Consider the following 20,939-nt stretch of genomic DNA (forward strand, 5'->3'; position numbering starts at 1 on the left):
CTTCTTTCTTCACACAATTCACCTTTCACTTTTTTCATTAATTCAGCTTCAGCATGTAACTTCGGACAAAAAAAACCATGAGTGATATCTTAAATAAAATTATTGCCACAAAAAAAACCGAAATGGTTACAGCCAAAACGGCTGAATCACTGGCTGAAGTGCGGGCAAAAGCCTATGACCAAGCCCCTGCGCGTCCTTTTCTTGAAGCAATACATACAAAACATCATCAGGGAAAAGCTGCCATTATTGCCGAAGTTAAAAAAGCTAGCCCGTCTAAAGGACTGATTCGTCCTGATTTTTCACCAGAAAAAATTGCCAGAGATTATCAGCTTGGTGGCGCAGCCTGCATGTCTGTATTAACAGACAAAAACTATTTTCAGGGTAACCTTGGCTATCTGAATCTCGCACGCAATGCCTGCAATCTGCCGGTACTGCGCAAAGATTTCATCATAGATGTCTATCAGGTATACCAGTCCCGGGCATACAATGCAGATGCAATCTTACTTATTGCAGCAGCATTAAGCCGTACCCAGTTAACCGAATATGAAGCCATTGCTCACGAGCTGGGTATGACTGTATTACTCGAAATTCATAACGAAGACGAGCTTGAAAAATGCATTAATATGCGTACCCCGCTATGGGGAGTAAACAATCGTAATCTGCGTACTTTCGAAGTAGATTTACAACAAACTATCAAACTTCTGCCTGCATTAACCGGAAAAACTATTGTGACAGAAAGTGGTATTTTCACCACAAACGATATTCATATGATGCAACAGCATCAGGTTAATACTTTTCTTATCGGTGAAAGCCTTATGCGTAAACAAAACATTGCTGATGAACTAAGTTTACTGGTCAATGCTTAAATTATTGTACACATTAACTGAATTGTTTTAATTACCCTAAAAGGAAAAATCATGGCCGTGATTATTAAGAACGCAGAAGAAATTGCTGCAATGCGTGTTGCTGGCCGGCTGGCTGCCGAAGCCCTTGACTACATAGGCCAGTTTATCAAACCGGGAATCACCACCAATGAAATTGATCGTCTGATTCACGATTATCATATCAATGTTCAGGGCGGCTATCCTGCCCCGTTAGGCTATGGCAACCCGCCATTTCCCAAGTCATGCTGTACTTCTGTTAACCATGTAATCTGTCACGGCATACCCGATGATAAGCCACTAAAAAACGGGGATATATTAAATATAGATGTCACCATTATCAAAGATGGTTTTCATGGCGACTCGAGCCGCATGTATGCAGTCGGGGAAATCAGTCCTCAAGCACGCCGTCTCATTAACATCACTCACCAGAGTATGATGGCTGGTATTTCTGTAGTTAAACCGGGCGCGACACTTGGGGATATAGGTTACGCCTGCCAGCAAGTAGCAGAAAATGCAGGTTACTCCATGGTGCAGGAATTTTGCGGACATGGAGTTGGACGCGGATTCCATGAAGAACCACAAGTGTTGCATTATGGTCGTCGTCATACAGGATTAAAATTGCAACCCGGTATGATATTTACAATTGAACCAATGGTTAATCAAGGTAAACGTCATTTGCGTATATTAGGTGACGGATGGACTGTTGTAACCAAAGACCACAAACTCTCTGCACAATGGGAACACGAGGTATTGGTTACTGATGACGGCTATGAAATACTCACAGTCAGCCCATTAACAGGCAAACCTTAATTCACTTTAAAATATCATAACTTTACATTTAAGCTGCACGAATATCTGATATAAGGCAATAAATCTTAATTTAGATTAATTAAAATAAATTTGTATTATCCTGTTATACCGCATTTTAATAAAACAATAGCAATATTGTATTGAATGTAAAAACAATTGTGATAATATTGATGTCCATAGATAATTATGCATAATGGTAAAACATTTTTCATAACATTTATTGATAAATTTTTATCAAAATAAATAATTATCTGTGAATGACCATATTAATTAATTCAACTAAACATAGACAACTCGCTTTTTAAGGTATAAAAATCATGAAAGCATTCAAGCCTATTAACAATGTGCGCGAAATCCGTAAAAAACTTGGTCTGAATCAGATTGAGTTCTGGAGTCAGGTTGGCGTTACTCAGTCTGGCGGTTCCCGTTATGAAGCAGGTCGTAATATCCCGAAGCCAGTTCGTGAACTGGTTCGTCTGGTACATGTTGAACAATTGGAATTAAGCAAACTTAATCGCGTAAACATGGAAGTGGCTGAACTGCTTAAAACTGAGCACCCTGATATGTATCAGCAGCTTAAAGCCAAAGTAGAAGGAAAATGATCCTCTCTGCTCATTAGCCCCTTATCAAAGCTCCGTACCTTCTCTGGACGGAGCTTTTATTTTGTATATTAAAAATTCCAACCTTATAATAAGCAAAACGATTAATTAGGATTTATACATGACACACACAGCATCTACCCTGATGCCCTTTTTCGGCCTTATTCGGGTTAGCGGTGAAGATCGCACTACATTTTTGCATAATCAACTTTCAAATGACATTAATCATCTTGCAGAAAGACAGGCATGTCTGGCAACTTACAACACAGCTAAAGGCCGTGTCATCACCAATATGCTTCTACTTAACAGAGGAGACGATATTATTCTGATTGCTGCAGCCGATCTGTGTGAAACACTACAGAAAAAATTGCAAATGTACATTTTGCGCAGCAAAGTAAAATTAGAAACCTTACCTGAATGGGGTGTAGCAGTTTGTTTACCAAATGATATTCCTGTATCAAATACACCAGAACAACCTCAATACGTTTTATCAGCAACAATGACAAATCAGATCTGGCATATACAACTGCCAGATCACTCTTTGGTCAGTATCGGCAAAATCGATCAACTACCACCACTGAATACAGAAATTGCCCTAGCATGGAAAACTCATGAAATTACCTGCGGCAATCCATGGATTAGTGCAGCCACCACAGAAACATGTGTAGCACAAATGCTCAATCAGCAGCTTATCGGTGCCGTGCATTTTAAAAAAGGATGTTATCCAGGACAGGAAATTATCGCTCGCGCCCAGTACCGCGGTCAGGTAAAACGCGGCTTGGTACTTATTGAAAGTACTACCCCGCTTTCCGACGGAGACAGCATATATGATAGCAACAATGAAGAAGCAGGGCTGATTATCAATCAGGTACAAAAAGACTCAGTTTCACTGGCACTGGCTGTTATTAAACACAATGCTGCCCAGGCGCAGCTAAAATGTAACAACCAAGTTTTAATAATAAAAAAATGCTTTTTTTCTACAGCTAATGACTAACCGGTTTAAATCACAGGTAAACAGCCGATAAACAAAATTTATATTCATAAAAAATTATGATTAACAGCACTAAAATATCCAATTAACAGATTTCATATCAACCTGTGCTACAATACGTATCTCTTTACAAGACGGCCACAGCCGTCTTGTTTTTATTGTTTTCAGAATATAAAAATCATGAGTCAGATTGCCCAGGAAGCGGCACGACGCCGCACATTTGCGATTATTTCCCATCCGGATGCCGGTAAAACCACCCTAACAGAAAAACTGCTATTGTTTTCAGGAGCTATCCTCTCTGCAGGTACAGTAAAAGGAAAAAAATCCGGTAAATTTGCCACATCAGACTGGATGGAAATCGAAAAACAGCGTGGTATTTCCGTAGCTTCATCTGTGATGCAGTTTGATTATCGTCAACATGTTGTTAACCTGCTTGATACACCCGGCCACGAAGATTTTTCTGAAGATACTTATCGCGTACTCACTGCCGTTGACAGTGCCTTGATGGTTATCGATGCTGCCAAAGGCGTAGAAGCACAAACAATCAAACTTTTAAATGTTTGTCGCCTGCGTGACACACCGATTGTTACCTTCATGAACAAATATGACCGCGAAGTTCGCGACTCACTTGAACTGCTCGATGAAGTTGAAAACATACTGCACATCCGCTGCGCTCCGATTACCTGGCCGATTGGTATGGGAAAAAATTTCAAAGGTGTCTATCACATCCTGAATGATGAGATTTACCTCTTTGAAGCCGGTGGCGAGAAGCTGCCACATGAATTTGATGTAATCAAAGGTATCAATAATTCCCGACTGGATGAGCTCTTTCCGATAGAAATTCAGCAACTGCGCGAAGAAATTGAGCTCGTGCAGGCCGCGTCAAATGAGTTTGATTTAGAGGCATTTCTGCGCGGCGAGCTGACACCTGTCTTCTTTGGTTCAGCCATCAACAATTTCGGTATTCAGGAAATCCTCAATGCATTGATTGACTGGGCACCGGCTCCGCAGCCCAGAGAAACACTAGAGCGGGTGGTCGAACCAACTGAAAACAAATTTTCCGGTTTTGTATTCAAAATACAGGCCAATATGGATGCCAAGCATCGCGACCGTATTGCTTTTTTACGCGTGTGTTCCGGTGAATTTACCCGGGGCATGAAAATCAAACACCTACGTCTTAACCGAGACATTGCTGCATCCAGTGTTGTCACTTTTATGTCACATACCCGTGAACTGGTTGAAGAGGCTTTTGCTGGTGATATTATCGGTATCCCTAATCACGGTAATATCCAGATTGGCGACAGCTTCACCGAAGGTGAACGCCTCACCTTTACCGGCATCCCGTTTTTTGCACCGGAACTGTTTCGTGCTGTGAGAATTAAAAATCCATTAAAAATGAAACAACTGCAAAAAGGATTACAACAACTTGGTGAAGAAGGTGCAGTACAGGTATTCAGACCTCACAATGGCGGCGATCTGATACTCGGTGCTGTAGGTGTATTGCAGTTTGAAGTAGTTACCGCTCGTCTGGCCAACGAATATGGCGTTGATGCCGTATTTGAATCTGTCAGCATCTGGTCAGCACGCTGGGTGTCCTGCTCTGACCGGAAAAAACTGGCTGAATTTGAAAAAGCCAACATACTTAATCTCGCAACGGATGCTGGTGGTAACCTAACCTATCTGGCTCCCAACCGTGTAAACCTGTCTCTGACAGAAGAGCGCTGGCCGGATATTCGTTTTCATGAAACCCGCGAATTAACAGCACAGATTAATCAATAGATTTTCTGCACAAACAGAAGCAGCTTATTCCTTAAAGGAAAAGCTGCTTACTCTTTTAAAAACATCTAATACTAATTTAAATCAATTTATTTCTACTCTGAACACATAAAATATCTGCGAATTTTATTAAGAGTAATACCATATCCCAGTATATAACTTTATAACTCTAAATTACTTAAAAGTAGCAGTAAGTATAGGATTGTTTTATTGTGCGGTGAACAAAGTATATACATTTATACATGCTGGAAATATTGTAAAATCGCTGCTGACTTAATTAAATTATCTACTTTCCCACTATAATCTAATAATAAAATTGCCCTTTTTTATCTGCAGACACCCATTTGATTCAAAAAATTTTTATTTGCAGAAGTGTTTTTTTATGATTTTTTGATTATAAATTGCTGATTTTGTTTTGCTTAATATTTTTCTACATCATTTTTTCTTAAATTCTCCTTTGTACAATTTTATTTAATTTTCTTATCAAATCTCAATTAAACATAGAGGTTATGTTCTCTTTGATTTAAGTTACTTAATATCAAGTCGGCTATAAATTAATAATTAAAATTTTTTGTATTATTAATCTGAAATACAAGCATTAATAGCAGTGCACTGGAGCCATTTTTTTATTATCTTATTTTCTTTTGATGTATATTCGATTTTATAAAAATTATTTTTATAACTTAATAATTTTATCTGATCTCCTCTAACCAAATATATTCTTGTTTTATCAGATAAATTGGGGGAATCATACAAATAACCCTTATCCACTGTAAGTTTAAATTCATATTCTTCGGGAATATATTGAGTCAACAGAAATCGGTTTATACATTCTTTAATACCAGTTGAAGGATAAAGTGAACTACAAAACTTTAAAGCATATTTTTCCGTTAATAAATTAAAATAAATATTGTACTGTTTTTGTTCTGGAATATTAGTAAGATATTGTTGTATTTCATTATTCACTAAAATTTTATTATGATTCATTAGTAAAATTAATTCATTAATCATAGCATTTTGTTCATTCAGTAAACATAATGGATAACTAAATTTATCTTCCTGACCAAATAAATAAATATCAATATTAGAATAGACCCAATTACATTTTTTATTAACTTCTTTTTCCCATTCCTGCTGATAAATATCAATATCTCTTTTTTAAAAATAATTTCAGATAATTGATTTATAATAATATAATTAGCTTGTATTTTATTATCTAGATTATTAAGCATCTCATCAATTAGACTGATTTTACTAAAAGCATTGTTACTTATAAATGTTAATATAAATAATAAAATTTTCTTCATTATTTTGATCCCTTTTCAAAAAATTAACTTTTTCATCTTTTCTTTTTAATAGCTCTGTTAAATTTTTATACGATCATAATTTCATCATATTTACATGTCTTCCTTTTCCTGATTTGCATAACCATATCATCATATTAATTACCTGAGAATTATTATAAAACACACAATTTTTTATTATCATAAATTCAATATTTATGTAAATGGCATATTTATATGCTATATTACCTATTATTTTCTTTACTTGATGCTGTACATCTTTGATTAATTTGAGCAGCATTCAACTGTTTATTTACAAAATACCTAGAAATTAAACCTGAAAAGCTCAATTAATAATATATAACGTATATCATGGGGTTGATTATCTTAGAGCTAATTGACTAAGAGATATATTTTAATAATTATTTTTTAGAAGATAATTAAATCTGAGAAGCCGAATATATTCATTTGCTACAGTAGCTGGGAAGTGAATTAAATAATATTTCTTATTAAGCAACATCTATTTACAAGCGTTATAATACTTGCCTACTATTTTTATAAAAAAGTATTATGTCTTTGCCTCTTTCTTCTGATGAGCTTCAGTTAAATATCAAATCGGATCTGGTTTTACGCGTTGGTAAAATTTGTCTGGCAGCAGGTACCGGGAGTTATCGCATTAAACAGTCAATGCGTCATGTTGCTTATATGCTCGGCGTGGAAAATCAGGCACATATTACGCTTACTGAAATCAACTCTACCTGCCGTAATGGTAAACAGTTTAAAACTGAGGTTACCACGATTCAAGGAGTTGGAATTAATACTAATAATATCCAATTGCTTGAAACTCTGCTGATAGAAACACAGGCCCGTTATCAGCAAATGAGTGAAAGCGAGCTGATTCGCTTTCTTGATAAATCTTTGTCAGAAATTGAAAATCAACCAGCCCTATACAGTTTACGGCAGTCAGCTTTGTTTGCTGCGGTTGCGTGTTCATCTTTTACTTTTTTAATCGGTGGTGGTTTGATTGAAATGCTGGGTGTATTTTTTGCCTCTGGTTTTGGCCAGGCGCTAAGAAAAACCCTATTACATAAACATCTGAATCAGTTTGTTGTCACCATGCTGGCCGCAGCTGTAGCTTCTAGTGTGTATTTTCTGATTATTGGCGGTAGTCATCTTTTGCTAAAAGTAAATATTCAGCACACAGCCGGCTATATAGCTTCTATGCTGTTTCTGATACCTGGCTTTCCTTTGATAACCGGAGTGCTGGATTTAGCCAAACTGGATTTTTCATCTGGTATTCAGCGTGTAGGTTATGCCATAACTGTAATTTTTTGCGCCACTTTTGCTGCATGGGTAGTTGCAGCCGGAATCCATATGGCACCGGAAGCTATGCTCTCGCCTAATCTTTACCCGGTATGGACAGCTTTTTTTCGTCTGATTGCCAGCTTTTTTGGTGTACTTGGTTTTTCCCTGCTTTTTAACAGCCCGGTAAAAACTGCTTTAATGACTGCTTTTATCGGCATGTATGCCAATACTTTACGGCTGGAAATGATAGACCTGACTAATATACCTATTCAGGCAGCTTCTTTAATAGCAGCTTTTATTGTCGGTATCAGTGCATTTTATTTTAGCCGCCATAGTAAATGTCCGCGTATTGCTTTATCGGTACCGGCAGTATGTATTATGGTACCGGGCATTTATATGTTTCGCGCTATGTATTTTTTACAGCAAAACGATATTATCAATGCTATTAACTGGGGAGCACAGGCAATGCTTATTGTCTTGGCTTTACCATTAGGCTTAGTACTCGCACGGGTATGCACGGATAAAGAATGGGCATTTAATCAGCTTCCGGCTACGGAACATAAATAGCTTTTTTATTTTGAAAATTATTTATATATTTGATACAAAATAAATTGATATTTGAATTAATAATTCAAATGTAGATTGAGTATGCAAATTTTATGCTAATCTGCAAATCTCTAAAATATGATTATTATTAATTTAAGTTTTACAAAATAAAAAAAGATATCTAAATATTAGATATCTTTTTTTGGAATTCTGGTGCCCAGGAGAAGACTCGAACTTCCACACCATTGCTGGCACATGGACCTGAACCATGCGCGTCTACCAATTCCGCCACCTGGGCTTTTGCATATATTGCAACTTTCAGTTAAAGTATGTCTTTAACTGAGGAAGTGCATTATATATTCTCTAAAGAGATTGTCAATACTCTATGAAAAAAAAATCAGATTTACGCCATCAAGATCCATATTTAAAACGTGAATTACAACGTTATTCCAATCCTTTACCCAGCCGGGAATGGATTATTGCTGTTTTAGATAAAGTCGGTATTCCGGTCAAAATGACTGAATTATCACAGAAACTTAATATTACTAATGAAGAAATAGCTTTTTTTGATCGTCGTTTAAATGCCATGGCACGAGACGGACAGATTCTAATTAATCGCCGCGGTGCTGTTTGTGTAGCTAATAAACTGGCACTGGTTAAATGCCGGATTGAAGTACACAAAGACGACTTTGGTTTTGCTGTACCGTTAAACCCTGCTGACGGCAGTGATTTTGTTCTCTACGCTCGCCAGATGTGCGGGTTAATGAACGGAGATATTGTCACTGTAAGACCAGCTGGTTCTGACCGTCGCGGGCGGCGTGAAGGGCAGGTGCTGGATGTCATCGAACGATCTAATAAAGATGTGGTAGGACGACTCACAATTGAACATGGTGTAGCTATGCTCGTTCCCGAAGATAAACGTCTGGGAGCAAGTATTGTGCTACAGCCTGACTCTTTGGGTAAAGCTAAAGCCGGTCAGGTTCTGGTAGCAAAAATTGAGTCCTATCCGAATGCAACTCAGGCAGCAGTGGCTCGTGTTACAGAAATTCTTGGTGATTATGCTGACAGTGGTATGGAAATTGAAATTGCAGTACGCAAACATCATTTACCCTATCAGTTTAGTCAGGACTGTATGGCTCAGGCCGCTAAAATACCTGATCATGTTAAAGCTGATGAGCGAAAAAACCGAAAAGATCTGCGTGATCTGCCGCTTATTACTATTGATGGTGAAACAGCACGCGATTTTGATGATGCGGTATATGCAGAAAAAATTGGTCGTAATTACCGCCTGGTCGTTGCTATCGCCGATGTTAGCCATTATGTCCATCCTGATGATGCTATTGATCAGGATGCACAGGAACGTGCTACGAGTGTTTATTTTCCACGGCGGGTTATTCCGATGCTACCGGAGAATTTATCTAATGGCATCTGTTCCCTTAATCCGAATGTAGATCGCCTGTGCATGGTATGCGATATGGTGATTACTTATGCAGGCAATATTAAAAGTTATGAATTTTATCCGGCGGTAATGCGCTCACATGCACGGCTTACCTATACACAGGCATGGGACTGGATTAGTAATGACCAGTTTGATGACCCGATGAAAACACATGTACTGAGTTTATACCGGCTATATCAGATTTTACTGAAAAAACGCCTGCAACGTGGTGCTGTGGAATTTGATAGTGTAGAAACACAGATGCTGTTCAATCAGCAGGGTAAAATTGAACGTATTATACCGGTTGAGCGTAATGAAGCTCATCGTCTGATTGAGGAATGTATGCTGGCTGCGAATGTCTGTGCTGCAGAATTTCTCAAACATCATAAACATCCTGCTCTATACCGTAATCATGCCGGTCCGACCAGTGAGCGTCTGAATACTTTGCGTGAGCAATTATCGCTGCTTGGTTTACATCTAAATGGCGGTAGTAACCCTACTCCAAAAGATTATGCGGAACTAAGCGAAAAAATCAAAGAACGGCCTGATCGGAATGTAATCAGTATTATGCTGTTACGCTCAATGCAGCAGGCGGTTTATGAACCACAAAATATTGGCCATTTTGGTCTGGCCTATCCGGCATATACACATTTCACTTCACCAATCAGGCGTTATCCTGATCTGACTGTTCACAGAGCCATTAAGGCCATTTTACAGCATAAACAATATCAGCCAAAGTCGTGGTCTGAACTGGGTGTGCATTGTTCACTGGCAGAACGCAGAGCTGACAATGCCAGCCGTGATGTGCAAAACTGGCTTAAAACTTACTATATGCAGGACAAAATCGGTGAGGTTTTTTCCGGTACGATTTCCGGTATGGCAAATTTTGGTTTGTTTGTTACTTTAGATAATGTTTATATTGACGGCATGGTTCATATCAGCGATCTGGGTGAAGATTATTTTAATTATCATCCTGAAATGCTGGCCATTGTCGGAGAGCGTAGTGGTATCCGCTTTAAGCTGGGTGATAAAGTTGTAGTCAAAGTAGCTCGCGCGGATTTGGATACGAGCCGGATTGATTTGGTGCTGATTAGCACGAATAGTGGTAAGCGTCGCCGGACAAATAATGCGCAAAATATTCAGAAACAGCTTAAAGCCACTGTTAAACAGCCGCGCAAAGTACCTGGTAAGAAAACTAAGTTAAACAAAACAAAAACTGTTGCCGTTCAGAAGTCACGTATTAATGGTTCACGCAAAAAACCAGGCCGTAAAAAGTCCTGATGCTGCGTTATAATTGATTAAATTAATTTCTAAAAAGGCTTTTATCTGTGTTAAATCAGATAAAAGCTTTTTTATATTTTTGACTTTTTTATGTTATTAATATATTTATAAAATAATTAGTATGCATTACTTATTTTATAAAACGTAATTTGAATGAAATAAAATATTTTTATATATTTTTCTTGTGCAGACCGTTTATTTCTGATTTTTCAAATTTAACTTTACGTTTTGCTATATGTGCTAAATTGTAATTATTTAAATTTAGGAGTTATTACTCCGATTACTATAAAAAAACTGAAGTCTGTTACTACAGACTTCAGTTTTCAATGGTATTTTACTTTTAGGTAAAATACTAATCAGATGCAGGTATTGATTTTTACTGCTTATTTGTTTTTACCAGTAGCAGAAGCAATAGCCAGATTTTCATTGCGATTTAATGCAACGCTGGTCACACCTTCCGGGAACACTAAATCGGTCAGGTGACGAATTTCACCGGCACTGATGGTAGAAACATCCAGTTCCAATACAGCTGGAATGTTTTTCGGTAAAGCATTTACTTCTACGCTGGTAGCCAGCAGAGACACACGACCACTTTGCAATTTTTCTGCCGGAGAAATAGCAGCATTCAGCAAGTGTAGCGGAACACGAATATTGATAGCTTTATTTGCATCAACGGCCTGGAAATCAATGTGCTGTACTTGTTGTTTAAACGGATGCATCTGGAAATCACGTACAATAACGTCGTAGGTTTTGCCATTAACATCCAGTTTGATGATAGCAGTATGGAAAGATTCTTTTTCCAGTGCGTACCATAAAGTACGATGATCTACTGTAATGGCTACTGGTTCGGTACCTTCGCCGTACAATACAGCCGGTACTTTACCTTCGCGACGCAGGCGGCGGCTCGCACCAGTGCCCTGAGCTTCACGGATTTCTGCTTTAATTTCGTAAGACATAACTACTCCAAAGTTAATAATGCCGTCATCGGCCGCGACCAGCTTAAGACGGCTTGGGGGTATTAAGGGAGAAACATTGCTCCCGGTATGGCCACATCTTCATTGAAAAGATATGACACAGATTCTTCGTTACTGATACGACGTACAGTTTCTGCAAGCAGGCCTGAAATACTTACCTGACGAATCCGATCACATTTCTGTGCAGCTTCAGATAAAGGAATAGTATCAGTGACTACAACCTGATCGATTTCTGATGAAGCAATACGCTCAATCGCCGCTCCGGAAAATACCGGATGAGTAGCATAAGCCAGCACGCGTTCTGCACCGCGTTCTTTTAATGCTGATGCAGCTTTACATAAGGTATTTGCTGTATCAATCATATCATCAATAATCAGGCAGGTACGATTCTGAATTTCACCGATTACATTCATTACTTCTGCCACATTGGCTTTTGGCCGGCGTTTATCAATAATGGCCAGATCAGTGCCCAGTGTTTTTGCTACGGCACGGGCGCGCACTACACCACCGATATCAGGGCTGACAACTGTCAGATTATCAATGCGCTGCTTTTCAATATCATGCACCAGAATGGGGGTAGCATAAATATTGTCTACCGGAATATCAAAAAAGCCCTGAATCTGGTCAGCATGCAAGTCAACTGTAAGTACGCGGTCGATACCGGCAGAATACAGCATATTGGCTACCAGTTTGGCAGAAATCGGCACACGTACTGAACGCGGACGGCGATCCTGGCGTGCATAGCCGAAATAAGGAATGGCTGCAGTAATCCGTCCGGCTGAAGCACGCTTGAGTGCATCAGCCATTGTCAGGATTTCCATTAAGTTATCGTTAGTCGGTGCACAGGTAGGCTGTACGATAAATACATCACGACCACGTACATTTTCAAGTAATTCAATTGCAATTTCGCCATCAGAAAATTTTCCAACTGAAGCACGTCCCAGAGAAATATCCAAGTGTCTGGCTACGTTATTTGCCAGCTCCGGATTCGCATTGCCGGTAAAAACCATCAAACTGTCGTATGCTGCCATTTCTGTTGTACCTGAGTCCTGTTTTGGTTTGGTTTGATTTGTGTGAGGTAGATTAAACATTAATCCAAAGCTTTCATATCACCACTTGGGTTGTAGTGTATCTGTCATTTAAACAAGTAATGGCTTTCAACGTTATGAATTTCGTTGCTCATTTCGCTGTTAACCCGTTTACGTTACTTTTAAATTCAAAAGCAATGACCACCTCTTTGAAAAATATTCTGTATATACTGATAGCTGCAAGTATCATGGTTAAAACAGATTTAATCAATCAATTTTGCCGATACCTGATAGCAACACAACAAAATAGTAACACTATTCTATTACTAGGATTGAAACTGTATTGCATTTTGCAGGCTTAACCATGCTAATTATCACAAAAAGTGAAAACAGTTATACAAACTTGCTTGTTTCCCGACTGGAAGTTTTCCGTACGGGATTAATGGCAAATTATATCACTTATGGCAATCTGCACGTGCTATAAAATAACAATTTGTCATTTACACATTAAATAAGCGTGTAAGTAAACTTACACGCTTATCTGAATTGGCTGGGGAGGTAGGATTCGAACCTACGCATACCGGAATCAGAATCCGGGGTCTTAACCACTTGACGACTCCCCAATAGGGTTTACTGCTTATTTGCTCGAAATGTGGCTGGGGAGGTAGGATTCGAACCTACGCATACTGGGATCAAAACCCAGTGTCTTAACCACTTGACGACTCCCCAATGCTTTTTATCAAGCAACTGGCTGGGGAGGTAGGATTCGAACCTACGCATACTGGGATCAAAACCCAGTGTCTTAACCACTTGACGACTCCCCAACTACACACATCATTGATAAAACGGATGCCTCGTCAGGGAAGCAACACAATATGCCTGATGCGCGCAAGAAACTTTATTGTAAACAGCTTGCGCTGCACTTTCAGAATTAAATGACAAAAATACACATGCACCAGAACCACTCATCATTGGTGAACCGTATTCAGCCAAAACATCAAATGCCGCTTTTACTGCTGGATACTCAGCTAAAACAACGCTCTGCATATCATTGCGCCAGTGCTGTCCTGCTTGGAAGTCTGGCATTATCCGTGGCTTGGAATCACGTGTCAAGTCTTTATGTGCAAATATTTTCGGTGTACTGACATGCACCGGAGGCTTGATAATCACATACCATTGTTTTGGCAAAGATATCGGGCTTAATTGCTCACCAATACCGCGAGCAAATGCACTTTGTCCAAAAATAAAAAACGGCACATCTGCACCTAAGCGCACGCCAAGCTGTAATAGTTCTGTCTTACTCAGATTAAGCTGCCACAATCGGTTAAGCACCATTAATACGACTGCCGCATCCGCACTGCCACCACCCAGTCCGCCACCAACAGGAATCTGTTTTTCCAGCCAGATATCCACTCCGTGTTTAGTACCGGTATGGTCGGATAATAACCGGGCTGCACGCACACACAAATCCTGCTCTTCAGTAATGCCGTCAGTTGGCGTATGTAACTTTATGCAGCCTGTCTGATTTAGGCTGAACCAGATATGATCATACAGCTCAATCAGAGTAAAAATGCTTTCAAGTAAATGGTAGCCGTCGGCGCGCCGTCCGACGATTCTCAAATCAAGATTCAGCTTGGCCGGCGCCAGAAAATGCCGTGCATCAGCTGCTGGAGATTTATTCATATTTTTAAATAATTAATCAGGATAATTTTTGACGCAATTCGCATTGTGCTGATTTTGCACTATCATCAGTATCTGTATATTCATCAAACACCAGTCTGATGTCGAAGCGTGCATTATTTAACAGTACAATACGCGGATTATGACTTCCGTTTTGTTGCTGACGCTGGATAATCCAGCCAGACTGTTTAAGTTTGCCGTTGGGCAATAACTGATAAGGTTCATCTGCAATCCAATATCCCTGCACCCATTGATTCAAGTGATCAAACGGAAGCACAAAACCAAGCATACGCTGGCTTAACTCCTCAATACTGGCTGCAGTAATTATCTGCCCTTTACTGTCTTCTGCAATTACACCTGAGCTGTCAGTACATAAAACCCCTACACTATTACCCAATGGTGTTTTGACTTCAATTGTTTGTACGCTACCGGTATTCTGCCAGCTAAAATTTGCATAGCTTCCTCTACCCTGATCCTTAATAGCCAGCCGTCCGGAACTGTCAAAACCGGAAACATCATTTTCGTTACCAGCCTGCCAGTCTGATGCCGATGTTATTCTGTCTGGTATGAGGCTGCTACAGGCACTTAAAGCCAGGCTGGTGATAGCTGCTGCCAGATAAAGATTTTTTTTACGTAAATATGAATATATCATTCTTATTCCGGTATCTATGATTGTCTATTATTGTAATATTATCAGAATTAGTTATATAAGCTGTGTGAAGTTAATTTATGTTTTAGAATTAAATGAATAGCTGCCGTTGACACTTGATGCATACGGCAGCTTTTTCGGTAAATTTCAATAGTTCAGTTGCTAAAGTCGATAACTAGTATCCGGCTATTTATTGTTTTGTGATTTCGGTGCAGTAGTCAGACTAGACGGATTTACATTAAATTTTTTCAAAATCTGTTGTAACTCTTTCTGGTCAGAGTCTTTATTAGCTAATCCCTGTGCCCAAATTTTTCGTGCCTGTTCCTGTTCTCCTTGCTGCCACAAGACTTCTCCCAGATGCGCTGCAATGGCACTTTCCTGCTGAACCTGATAGGCTGAACGTAAAAGCGGTAACGCTTTTTCAGGCTGGTTATTCAGATAATATGCCCACCCCAGACTATCCTGAATTGCCCAGGACTCATTATCCAGCTGACTTGCATGCTGCAAAATCGATAAAGCCTCTGCCCAATAGCGTTTTGGCATACTTAGCATGGTATAGCCCAGCCCATTATAGCCCTCCGCATCATCAGGTTTTAATTCAATAAAAGCACGAATATCTTTTATTGCCTTTTTCGGCTGATCCAGTTTTTCACTATAAGCTGTTGCTCGTGAATACAGCAGGAATGCTTTTAAGTCTGTATTATTATCCTCAGATGCAGCAGCTTTTTTGTCTGCATCCTTTAGCATCTGTGTCAGCTTTTGTACATAAACTTTCGGATCGAGGGTTTTACTATCAATATAAACTGACAGTGCAATGGTATGCATATTATCAGAAACGGGTGATTCTTTATTCTGATCTATCCGAGCTAACCATTGCTTTGCAGCCGGTATATTATTTTGGGTTACTTCAATCATCCCCATCAGATAGGCTTTATCTCCGATCAACTCACTATCAGTTACTTTATCCAGCCACTTACGTGCAGAGGTCATATCCCGATTAGAAAAGTAATATGTTGCAGCGAGAAGCGCTGCCTGACTTTGTTGAAGTCTGTTACCGGTCTGAATGACTTTATTAATATTTTCAATCAAAGCCGGTTCATTGGTTCTGTTGCTAAATAAAATTCCTGCCTGTTGTAAATAGATATCTGCATCAGCCTGAGTTTCTACCTTCTTTGCTGTAGCTAAGGGCAGACTATTCGGTCTGATTTGGTGTTTACTTAGTATTTGATTCAGAATTTTATGATCACTGGCTTTATTAAGCCAGCCCTGAGCCCATATCTGACGAGCTTCGTCCTCACGCCCTTGCTGCCAGTAAACTTCCCCCAGATGAGCAGCTACTTCACTTTCCGGCAGCTTCTGATATGCATATTCTAGTAAAGGCAGCGCTTTTTCTACATTACCATTAAGAAAATAAGCCCAGCCCAGGCTGTCATTAATTGCCGGAGACTGGTTATTCTGAGCATAGGCTTGCTCCAGCAATTGCTGTGCTTCCTGCCAGTGATCTTTTGACAGACTTAATAAGGTGTAACCCAGTGCATTAAGCCCCTCTATCTGATTAGGCCGCATTTTCACAAACCGGCGCAGATCTGCTACTGCTTTTGCCGGCTCATCAAATTTATCTGCATATAACAGCCCACGAAGGAGTAATAACGGCGCAACATTTTCTACCTGTGTTCTGGTATCACCATGTTCTGCTTCATTAATCACTCTATTCAGATATTGTTCATATTTCTGGTCAGTAAGTGAAGAACTATTTACAAATGTTTGTAAACGAAGCAAATCCGATCCGCTGAAAAAAGTACCTGCCGGTGTTTTATCTGTCTGAACTTTATTTAACCATTGCTGAGCTGCTTTCCAGTGTTTTTGTTCTGCTTCAATTGAGCACATCATAAGTGCCTGATCAAAGAGAAACTGCGGATCATTAACTTTAGTCGCCCACGAACGGGAAGCCGGCAGATTATGTTCATCATAATAGCGCATAGCCACCATCATGGCCGCTTTACTTCGCTGATTGGAATTCCCCAGTTCTACAATTTTCTCTGCATAGCCGGCAATGGTAGCTGTAGCAGCTTTTTGACTGACAGCCAGATAAACTGCCTGCAAATACAGATCCGCGCTTTTACTTTTCTCAAGTAATGGCTGCAAAGTTTGATATGCCTGTTGTAATTGATTATTCTTAATCAGCAATTCTATATAAAGACTTTGCCATTTAGCTGGCATGGTATCCACACCAGTTAGCTGGTAAAAATCCAGCAGATATTGTGGCTGCTTAAGATTAATCAGGTTCAGTGTCAGCTGGCTGGCTGGAAAAATATCGGTATCCAGATGAACCAGTAATTGTAACGCTTTGATGGTTTGCTCTTTATGCGCACCGGTTGCACCATAAATAGCATCGGCAATTAGGGCTTCTGCCATTTCAGGATGTAAAACTGCTGTTTTGTGAATCGGTGCATTTAACTCATCAGTGGCATCCAGATTATTTAACCGGAATTGTGCCATTTTTAAAAACAACCGGCGCAGCTGATAATCATTGGCATGAGATAAAACTGCATCTGCATTTTTCAATACTTGCGGCACATCATTTTTGGCGATAGCCAGCTCCCACATCAGGCGCTGTCTGGCTGGTGTCTCTGTCGGCTCAATTTGCTGCCAGCGATTAGCAATGGTTTGCGCTTCGGTGATTTTATTTGCGCCAAGAGCCATTTCCATCGCCCGTTCAGCCACATCTGGTTCCTGTGTATGCTCAAGCATTCGCATATCTGCGGCCAGAGCCTGATCCGTTTTACCCTGAGAATAAATAAGTTCTGTGGCAAATAAAGTAAAAATATCATTGGCACGGCCGGCAATAGCCAGACGCCGTTGCAGCGAATCTGCATCATCCGGTGCTGTAACCTGATTATTTATCCGCTCAATTTTAGTTTGAATCAATGGTACTGGTTTATGCTGCTCTGACACACTGTTGGCATTGGCCATATGTACAGCCATTAAACTTAAAACAATCGGGGTAATACGATGAATCCAACGAGGCATTAAACTTCTCCATATATGCAAATCAGTTTACGTAGACACTGAATCATAAATAAATAACAACTCTGTACTTGTGCAGGCAATTTTTTTCTAATCGCGGTTTATCATGCAATATGTGTTCAGTTATTAAATACTTTAACCGGCACGATAAAATTTGCAGCCGTTTAAAGAATAAACTATTAGGGTAAAATAATTTGCTACTTTAACACAGACAATTTTAGCTGCGTATGACTTATGGCAATTTTATCTGATTAAAACTGACACAGTATGTGCTTTAAATTTTGTTTTCATGATGCTATTGTAACGATTTTATTCTGAATAATATAAATAAATTATGCCCGAGTTACCGGAAGTAGAAACAACGCTGCGCGGAATCGCTCCTTTTATTGAAAATCAAACTATTTCACAGGTAGAAGTGCGTCAGCCGCGTTTACGCTGGCCGATAATAGATAATCTAGGCGAACAGCTTGGCGGCGAAAAGGTATTATCAGTCAGACGCAGAGCTAAATACCTGCTGATTGAATTAGCTTCAGGCACATTAATTATTCATCTGGGTATGTCAGGCAGTTTACGCGTCTTTACTGACTTTACTGCTCCGCCAGTACAAAAACATGATCATGTAGATATTGCTTTTAGTAATGGTACGCTCTTACGATTTCATGACCCCAGACGTTTCGGAGCTGTTTTATGGTTTATCGGACTCATTGAACAGCATCCTTTATTAGTTAACCTCGGACCGGAACCACTCAGCCAGGATTTTAATACTGATTATTTGCTACAAAAACTTTCAAACCAGAAACGTGCGATTAAAACAGCAATTATGGATAATAAGATTGTTGTCGGTGTAGGCAATATCTATGCTAACGAAGCTTTGTTCCGTACTGGTATCCATCCGGCCATTCCGGCTATGAAGCTGAATAAACAGCAGATTAGCGCACTGACTGATGCAATCAAACAGATACTACAGGAAGCCATTACAGCAGGTGGCAGTACTTTAAGGGATTTTGTAAATAGTGCTGGTACCAGTGGTTATTTTCAGCTACAACATCAGGCATACGGACGAGCCGGTGAACCTTGCCCGCAATGCGGGCATCCGATTGAAAAAATGATTTTGGGACAAAGAAGCAGTTTTTATTGTCCTCAATGCCAGAAAAAACGATAAATAACAATGACAAAATCAGAACATACTTCTTTAATTACCCGTTTTTCGCGTATTTTCAGACTGGCTTTATGGCTGGTTAAGACAATCAGACGGGTAAATCGGTTTAAGAACCTGAATGAAACAGAGCGAAATAAGGAATTAATTTCAATTGCGCACAATTTACTTGATATTCTGCACGTAAAGGTAAACTCTGAACAATTATTACCCGATACAGCAAGTATGCCCTGGCTTACTGTAGCCAATCATATTAGCTGGCTGGATATTTTCGTATTAATGTCCTATATCCCCGGTGGCTTTATTGCTAAACAAAGTGTCAAATCATGGCCGGTAATCGGCAGACTGGCTACAAACGGGGGCACTGTTTATATTAATCGTCAGTCGAGACAGGATATTAATCCGGTTATCAAAGCCATAGTACTGGCATTGCATGAAGGTAAAAACGTCCTGTTTTTTCCCGAAGCGTATACATCTGAGGGAATGACTACCTTGCCGTTTAAAGCAGCGCTGTTTCAGGCAGCAATAGATGCAGATACACCCGTGATGGCAGTAGCCATGCGCTATTACAACCCTCAGGGATTGCGTACATCTAAAGTAGCATTTGCCGGCAAAACCAGTTTATTGCGTAGTCTGTGGAATATAGTATCTATGCCGGAAATTATAGTAAAAGTAGATTTTTCTGCGTTGCTGAATATTGCTGAAAACAAAACAAATGATCGTTTCAGCCTGAAAACTCAGGCTGAAGATTTTATTCAAAACAAAGTTCTTATGGATAGTCCGGCTACAGCAGCCGCGCCTTCAACTTCTGAATCAATATAGGCCAAAAGATGTTTAAGGTGATAAGCGCTGTTTAATCCAGAGATTATTTTGTCTTGTATACTGAATACGGTCATGTAAACGGCTTGGTCTTCCCTGCCAGAATTCTACCAGCTCGGGTTTAACCAGATATCCGCCCCAATGCGGCGGTCTGGGTACATTGAACAAATATTTTGCCCCCAGTTTTGCTGCACGCGCCATCAGCTCGGTTTTACTATTAATTACGGCGCTTTGTTCACTAGCCCATGCACCAATACGGCTGCTGTAAGGTCGGGACTGAAAATAGGCATCTGATTCTGCTGCAGGTAATTGTTGCACGCTTCCCTCCACCCGTACCTGACGTTCCAGTTCCGGCCAGAAAAATGTGAGTGCCGCATGCGGATTCAGACTTAATGAACGCCCTTTACGGCTATGATAATTAGTAAAAAATACAAACCCTTCTGCTGTCACTTCTTTTAACAGCACAATGCGGGCATTAGGTCGTCCGTGCTGATCAACAGTAGCAACATTCATGGCTGTAGGCTCATTTACTTTGGCATGCATGGCTGCCATTAACCATTTTTGAAACTGCTCCAAAGGGTCTTCACAGCAATCAGCTTCACTAAGTGACTGCTGGCTGTAATCTTCACGAATATCGTGCAAATCCAGATTCTTCATTTTTTTGTTTATGCATGCGAAAAAGTTATTTACACC

16 protein-coding genes and 4 tRNA genes are annotated in these 20,939 nt (G+C 39.8%); 9 read left to right on the forward strand and 11 right to left on the reverse strand.

Features of this window, described 5'->3' with window-relative positions; genetic code table 11:
- Positions 1-77: 77 nt before the first annotated feature.
- The 5 genes from trpC to H3U82_RS04250 all read left to right on the forward strand — a co-directional run bounded on the left by trpC (position 78) and on the right by H3U82_RS04250 (position 5,063).
- Positions 78-866: an indole-3-glycerol phosphate synthase TrpC gene (trpC, locus tag H3U82_RS04230; protein WP_025330614.1), complete on the forward strand. Its 789-nt coding sequence runs from the start codon at positions 78-80 to the stop codon at positions 864-866.
- A gap of 51 nt (positions 867-917) precedes the next feature.
- A complete protein-coding gene (gene map, locus H3U82_RS04235; protein WP_025330613.1) occupies positions 918-1,694 on the forward strand; it encodes a type I methionyl aminopeptidase in 777 nt (258 codons plus the stop codon).
- A gap of 317 nt (positions 1,695-2,011) precedes the next feature.
- A complete protein-coding gene (locus H3U82_RS04240; RefSeq protein ID WP_025330612.1) occupies positions 2,012-2,296 on the forward strand; it encodes a DNA-binding transcriptional regulator in 285 nt (94 codons plus the stop codon).
- Positions 2,297-2,414: 118 nt separating this feature from the next.
- Entirely contained in the window at positions 2,415-3,287 is an 873-nt protein-coding gene (locus H3U82_RS04245; protein WP_198209360.1) for a folate-binding protein YgfZ, read from the forward strand.
- 177 nt (positions 3,288-3,464) lie between these two features.
- The gene (locus H3U82_RS04250) at positions 3,465-5,063 is read left to right on the forward strand and encodes a peptide chain release factor 3 (protein WP_037393470.1); all 1,599 of its coding nucleotides are present in this window, start codon (positions 3,465-3,467) and stop codon (positions 5,061-5,063) included.
- A gap of 576 nt (positions 5,064-5,639) precedes the next feature.
- On the opposite strand, the gene H3U82_RS04255 is transcribed toward H3U82_RS04250, so the two are convergent.
- Positions 5,640-6,071 carry a hypothetical protein gene (locus H3U82_RS04255; protein ID WP_198209362.1) on the reverse strand — a complete coding sequence of 144 codons (432 nt, stop codon included), beginning with the start codon at positions 6,069-6,071 and terminating at the stop codon, positions 5,640-5,642.
- An 842-nt stretch (positions 6,072-6,913) separates the two neighbouring features.
- Here H3U82_RS04255 and H3U82_RS04260 point away from each other — a divergent pair.
- Positions 6,914-8,215 (forward strand): threonine/serine exporter ThrE family protein, encoded by a 1,302-nt coding sequence (locus H3U82_RS04260; RefSeq protein ID WP_025330607.1) that lies wholly within the window; start codon positions 6,914-6,916, stop codon positions 8,213-8,215.
- A gap of 190 nt (positions 8,216-8,405) precedes the next feature.
- Here the strand turns inward: H3U82_RS04260 and H3U82_RS04265 are convergent.
- Positions 8,406-8,492 (reverse strand) — tRNA-Leu (locus H3U82_RS04265).
- A gap of 87 nt (positions 8,493-8,579) precedes the next feature.
- Between H3U82_RS04265 and rnr the strand changes: the two genes are divergently transcribed.
- Positions 8,580-10,913: a ribonuclease R gene (gene rnr / locus H3U82_RS04270; protein WP_198209364.1), complete on the forward strand. Its 2,334-nt coding sequence runs from the start codon at positions 8,580-8,582 to the stop codon at positions 10,911-10,913.
- Positions 10,914-11,296: 383 nt separating this feature from the next.
- Here rnr and H3U82_RS04275 read toward each other — a convergent pair whose 3' ends face one another.
- The 8 genes from H3U82_RS04275 to H3U82_RS04310 all read right to left on the reverse strand — a co-directional run bounded on the left by H3U82_RS04275 (position 11,297) and on the right by H3U82_RS04310 (position 18,274).
- Complete coding sequence (locus tag H3U82_RS04275) at positions 11,297-11,869, reverse strand: 50S ribosomal protein L25/general stress protein Ctc (RefSeq protein ID WP_025330605.1); 573 nt, start codon at positions 11,867-11,869, stop codon at positions 11,297-11,299.
- A 62-nt stretch (positions 11,870-11,931) separates the two neighbouring features.
- Positions 11,932-12,918, reverse strand: a complete 987-nt coding sequence (locus H3U82_RS04280) for a ribose-phosphate pyrophosphokinase (RefSeq protein WP_025330604.1) — start codon at positions 12,916-12,918, stop codon at positions 11,932-11,934.
- 544 nt (positions 12,919-13,462) lie between these two features.
- A tRNA-Gln gene (locus tag H3U82_RS04285) sits at positions 13,463-13,538 on the reverse strand.
- Between the two features lie 30 nt (positions 13,539-13,568).
- Positions 13,569-13,644, reverse strand: a tRNA-Gln gene (locus H3U82_RS04290).
- Positions 13,645-13,663: 19 nt separating this feature from the next.
- Positions 13,664-13,739, reverse strand: a tRNA-Gln gene (locus H3U82_RS04295).
- A 10-nt stretch (positions 13,740-13,749) separates the two neighbouring features.
- Positions 13,750-14,598: a 4-(cytidine 5'-diphospho)-2-C-methyl-D-erythritol kinase gene (gene ispE / locus H3U82_RS04300; RefSeq protein WP_025330602.1), complete on the reverse strand. Its 849-nt coding sequence runs from the start codon at positions 14,596-14,598 to the stop codon at positions 13,750-13,752.
- Between the two features lie 16 nt (positions 14,599-14,614).
- Positions 14,615-15,247 (reverse strand): lipoprotein insertase outer membrane protein LolB, encoded by a 633-nt coding sequence (gene lolB / locus H3U82_RS04305; RefSeq protein ID WP_198209366.1) that lies wholly within the window; start codon positions 15,245-15,247, stop codon positions 14,615-14,617.
- Positions 15,248-15,430: 183 nt separating this feature from the next.
- Positions 15,431-18,274 carry a tetratricopeptide repeat protein gene (locus tag H3U82_RS04310; protein WP_198209368.1) on the reverse strand — a complete coding sequence of 948 codons (2,844 nt, stop codon included), beginning with the start codon at positions 18,272-18,274 and terminating at the stop codon, positions 15,431-15,433.
- Between the two features lie 331 nt (positions 18,275-18,605).
- Here H3U82_RS04310 and mutM point away from each other — a divergent pair, with 331 nt between their 5' ends.
- Together mutM and H3U82_RS04320 are read left to right on the forward strand one after the other, a co-directional pair.
- Positions 18,606-19,433: a bifunctional DNA-formamidopyrimidine glycosylase/DNA-(apurinic or apyrimidinic site) lyase gene (gene mutM / locus H3U82_RS04315; RefSeq protein WP_025330599.1), complete on the forward strand. Its 828-nt coding sequence runs from the start codon at positions 18,606-18,608 to the stop codon at positions 19,431-19,433.
- Between the two features lie 6 nt (positions 19,434-19,439).
- Positions 19,440-20,249, forward strand: a complete 810-nt coding sequence (locus tag H3U82_RS04320) for a lysophospholipid acyltransferase family protein (RefSeq protein ID WP_110414488.1) — start codon at positions 19,440-19,442, stop codon at positions 20,247-20,249.
- A 12-nt stretch (positions 20,250-20,261) separates the two neighbouring features.
- Here the strand turns inward: H3U82_RS04320 and pdxH are convergent, their stop codons facing one another.
- A complete protein-coding gene (gene pdxH, locus H3U82_RS04325; RefSeq protein ID WP_025330597.1) occupies positions 20,262-20,894 on the reverse strand; it encodes a pyridoxamine 5'-phosphate oxidase in 633 nt (210 codons plus the stop codon).
- Between the last annotated feature and the right edge of the window lie 45 nt (positions 20,895-20,939).

Source organism: Snodgrassella sp. W8132 (assembly GCF_016100865.1).
Taxonomy (GTDB): Bacteria; Pseudomonadota; Gammaproteobacteria; order Burkholderiales; family Neisseriaceae; genus Snodgrassella; species Snodgrassella alvi.

What these genes read in the sequence shown, in the direction of transcription:
- rnr (WP_198209364.1), top strand. Translation starts at nt 8,580, where the DNA reads ATGAAAAAAAAATCAGATTTACGCCATCAAGATCCATATTTAAAACGT.
- H3U82_RS04250 (WP_037393470.1), top strand. Translation starts at nt 3,465, where the DNA reads ATGAGTCAGATTGCCCAGGAAGCGGCACGACGCCGCACATTTGCGATT.
- trpC (WP_025330614.1), top strand. Translation starts at nt 78, where the DNA reads ATGAGTGATATCTTAAATAAAATTATTGCCACAAAAAAAACCGAAATG.
- lolB (WP_198209366.1), bottom strand. Translation starts at nt 15,247, where the DNA reads ATGATATATTCATATTTACGTAAAAAAAATCTTTATCTGGCAGCAGCT.
- mutM (WP_025330599.1), top strand. Translation starts at nt 18,606, where the DNA reads ATGCCCGAGTTACCGGAAGTAGAAACAACGCTGCGCGGAATCGCTCCT.
- map (WP_025330613.1), top strand. Translation starts at nt 918, where the DNA reads ATGGCCGTGATTATTAAGAACGCAGAAGAAATTGCTGCAATGCGTGTT.
- H3U82_RS04240 (WP_025330612.1), top strand. Translation starts at nt 2,012, where the DNA reads ATGAAAGCATTCAAGCCTATTAACAATGTGCGCGAAATCCGTAAAAAA.
- H3U82_RS04320 (WP_110414488.1), top strand. Translation starts at nt 19,440, where the DNA reads ATGACAAAATCAGAACATACTTCTTTAATTACCCGTTTTTCGCGTATT.
- H3U82_RS04275 (WP_025330605.1), bottom strand. Translation starts at nt 11,869, where the DNA reads ATGTCTTACGAAATTAAAGCAGAAATCCGTGAAGCTCAGGGCACTGGT.
- H3U82_RS04255 (WP_198209362.1), bottom strand. Translation starts at nt 6,071, where the DNA reads ATGATTAATGAATTAATTTTACTAATGAATCATAATAAAATTTTAGTG.
- H3U82_RS04260 (WP_025330607.1), top strand. Translation starts at nt 6,914, where the DNA reads ATGTCTTTGCCTCTTTCTTCTGATGAGCTTCAGTTAAATATCAAATCG.
- H3U82_RS04280 (WP_025330604.1), bottom strand. Translation starts at nt 12,918, where the DNA reads ATGGCAGCATACGACAGTTTGATGGTTTTTACCGGCAATGCGAATCCG.
- H3U82_RS04310 (WP_198209368.1), bottom strand. Translation starts at nt 18,274, where the DNA reads ATGCCTCGTTGGATTCATCGTATTACCCCGATTGTTTTAAGTTTAATG.
- ispE (WP_025330602.1), bottom strand. Translation starts at nt 14,598, where the DNA reads ATGAATAAATCTCCAGCAGCTGATGCACGGCATTTTCTGGCGCCGGCC.
- H3U82_RS04245 (WP_198209360.1), top strand. Translation starts at nt 2,415, where the DNA reads ATGACACACACAGCATCTACCCTGATGCCCTTTTTCGGCCTTATTCGG.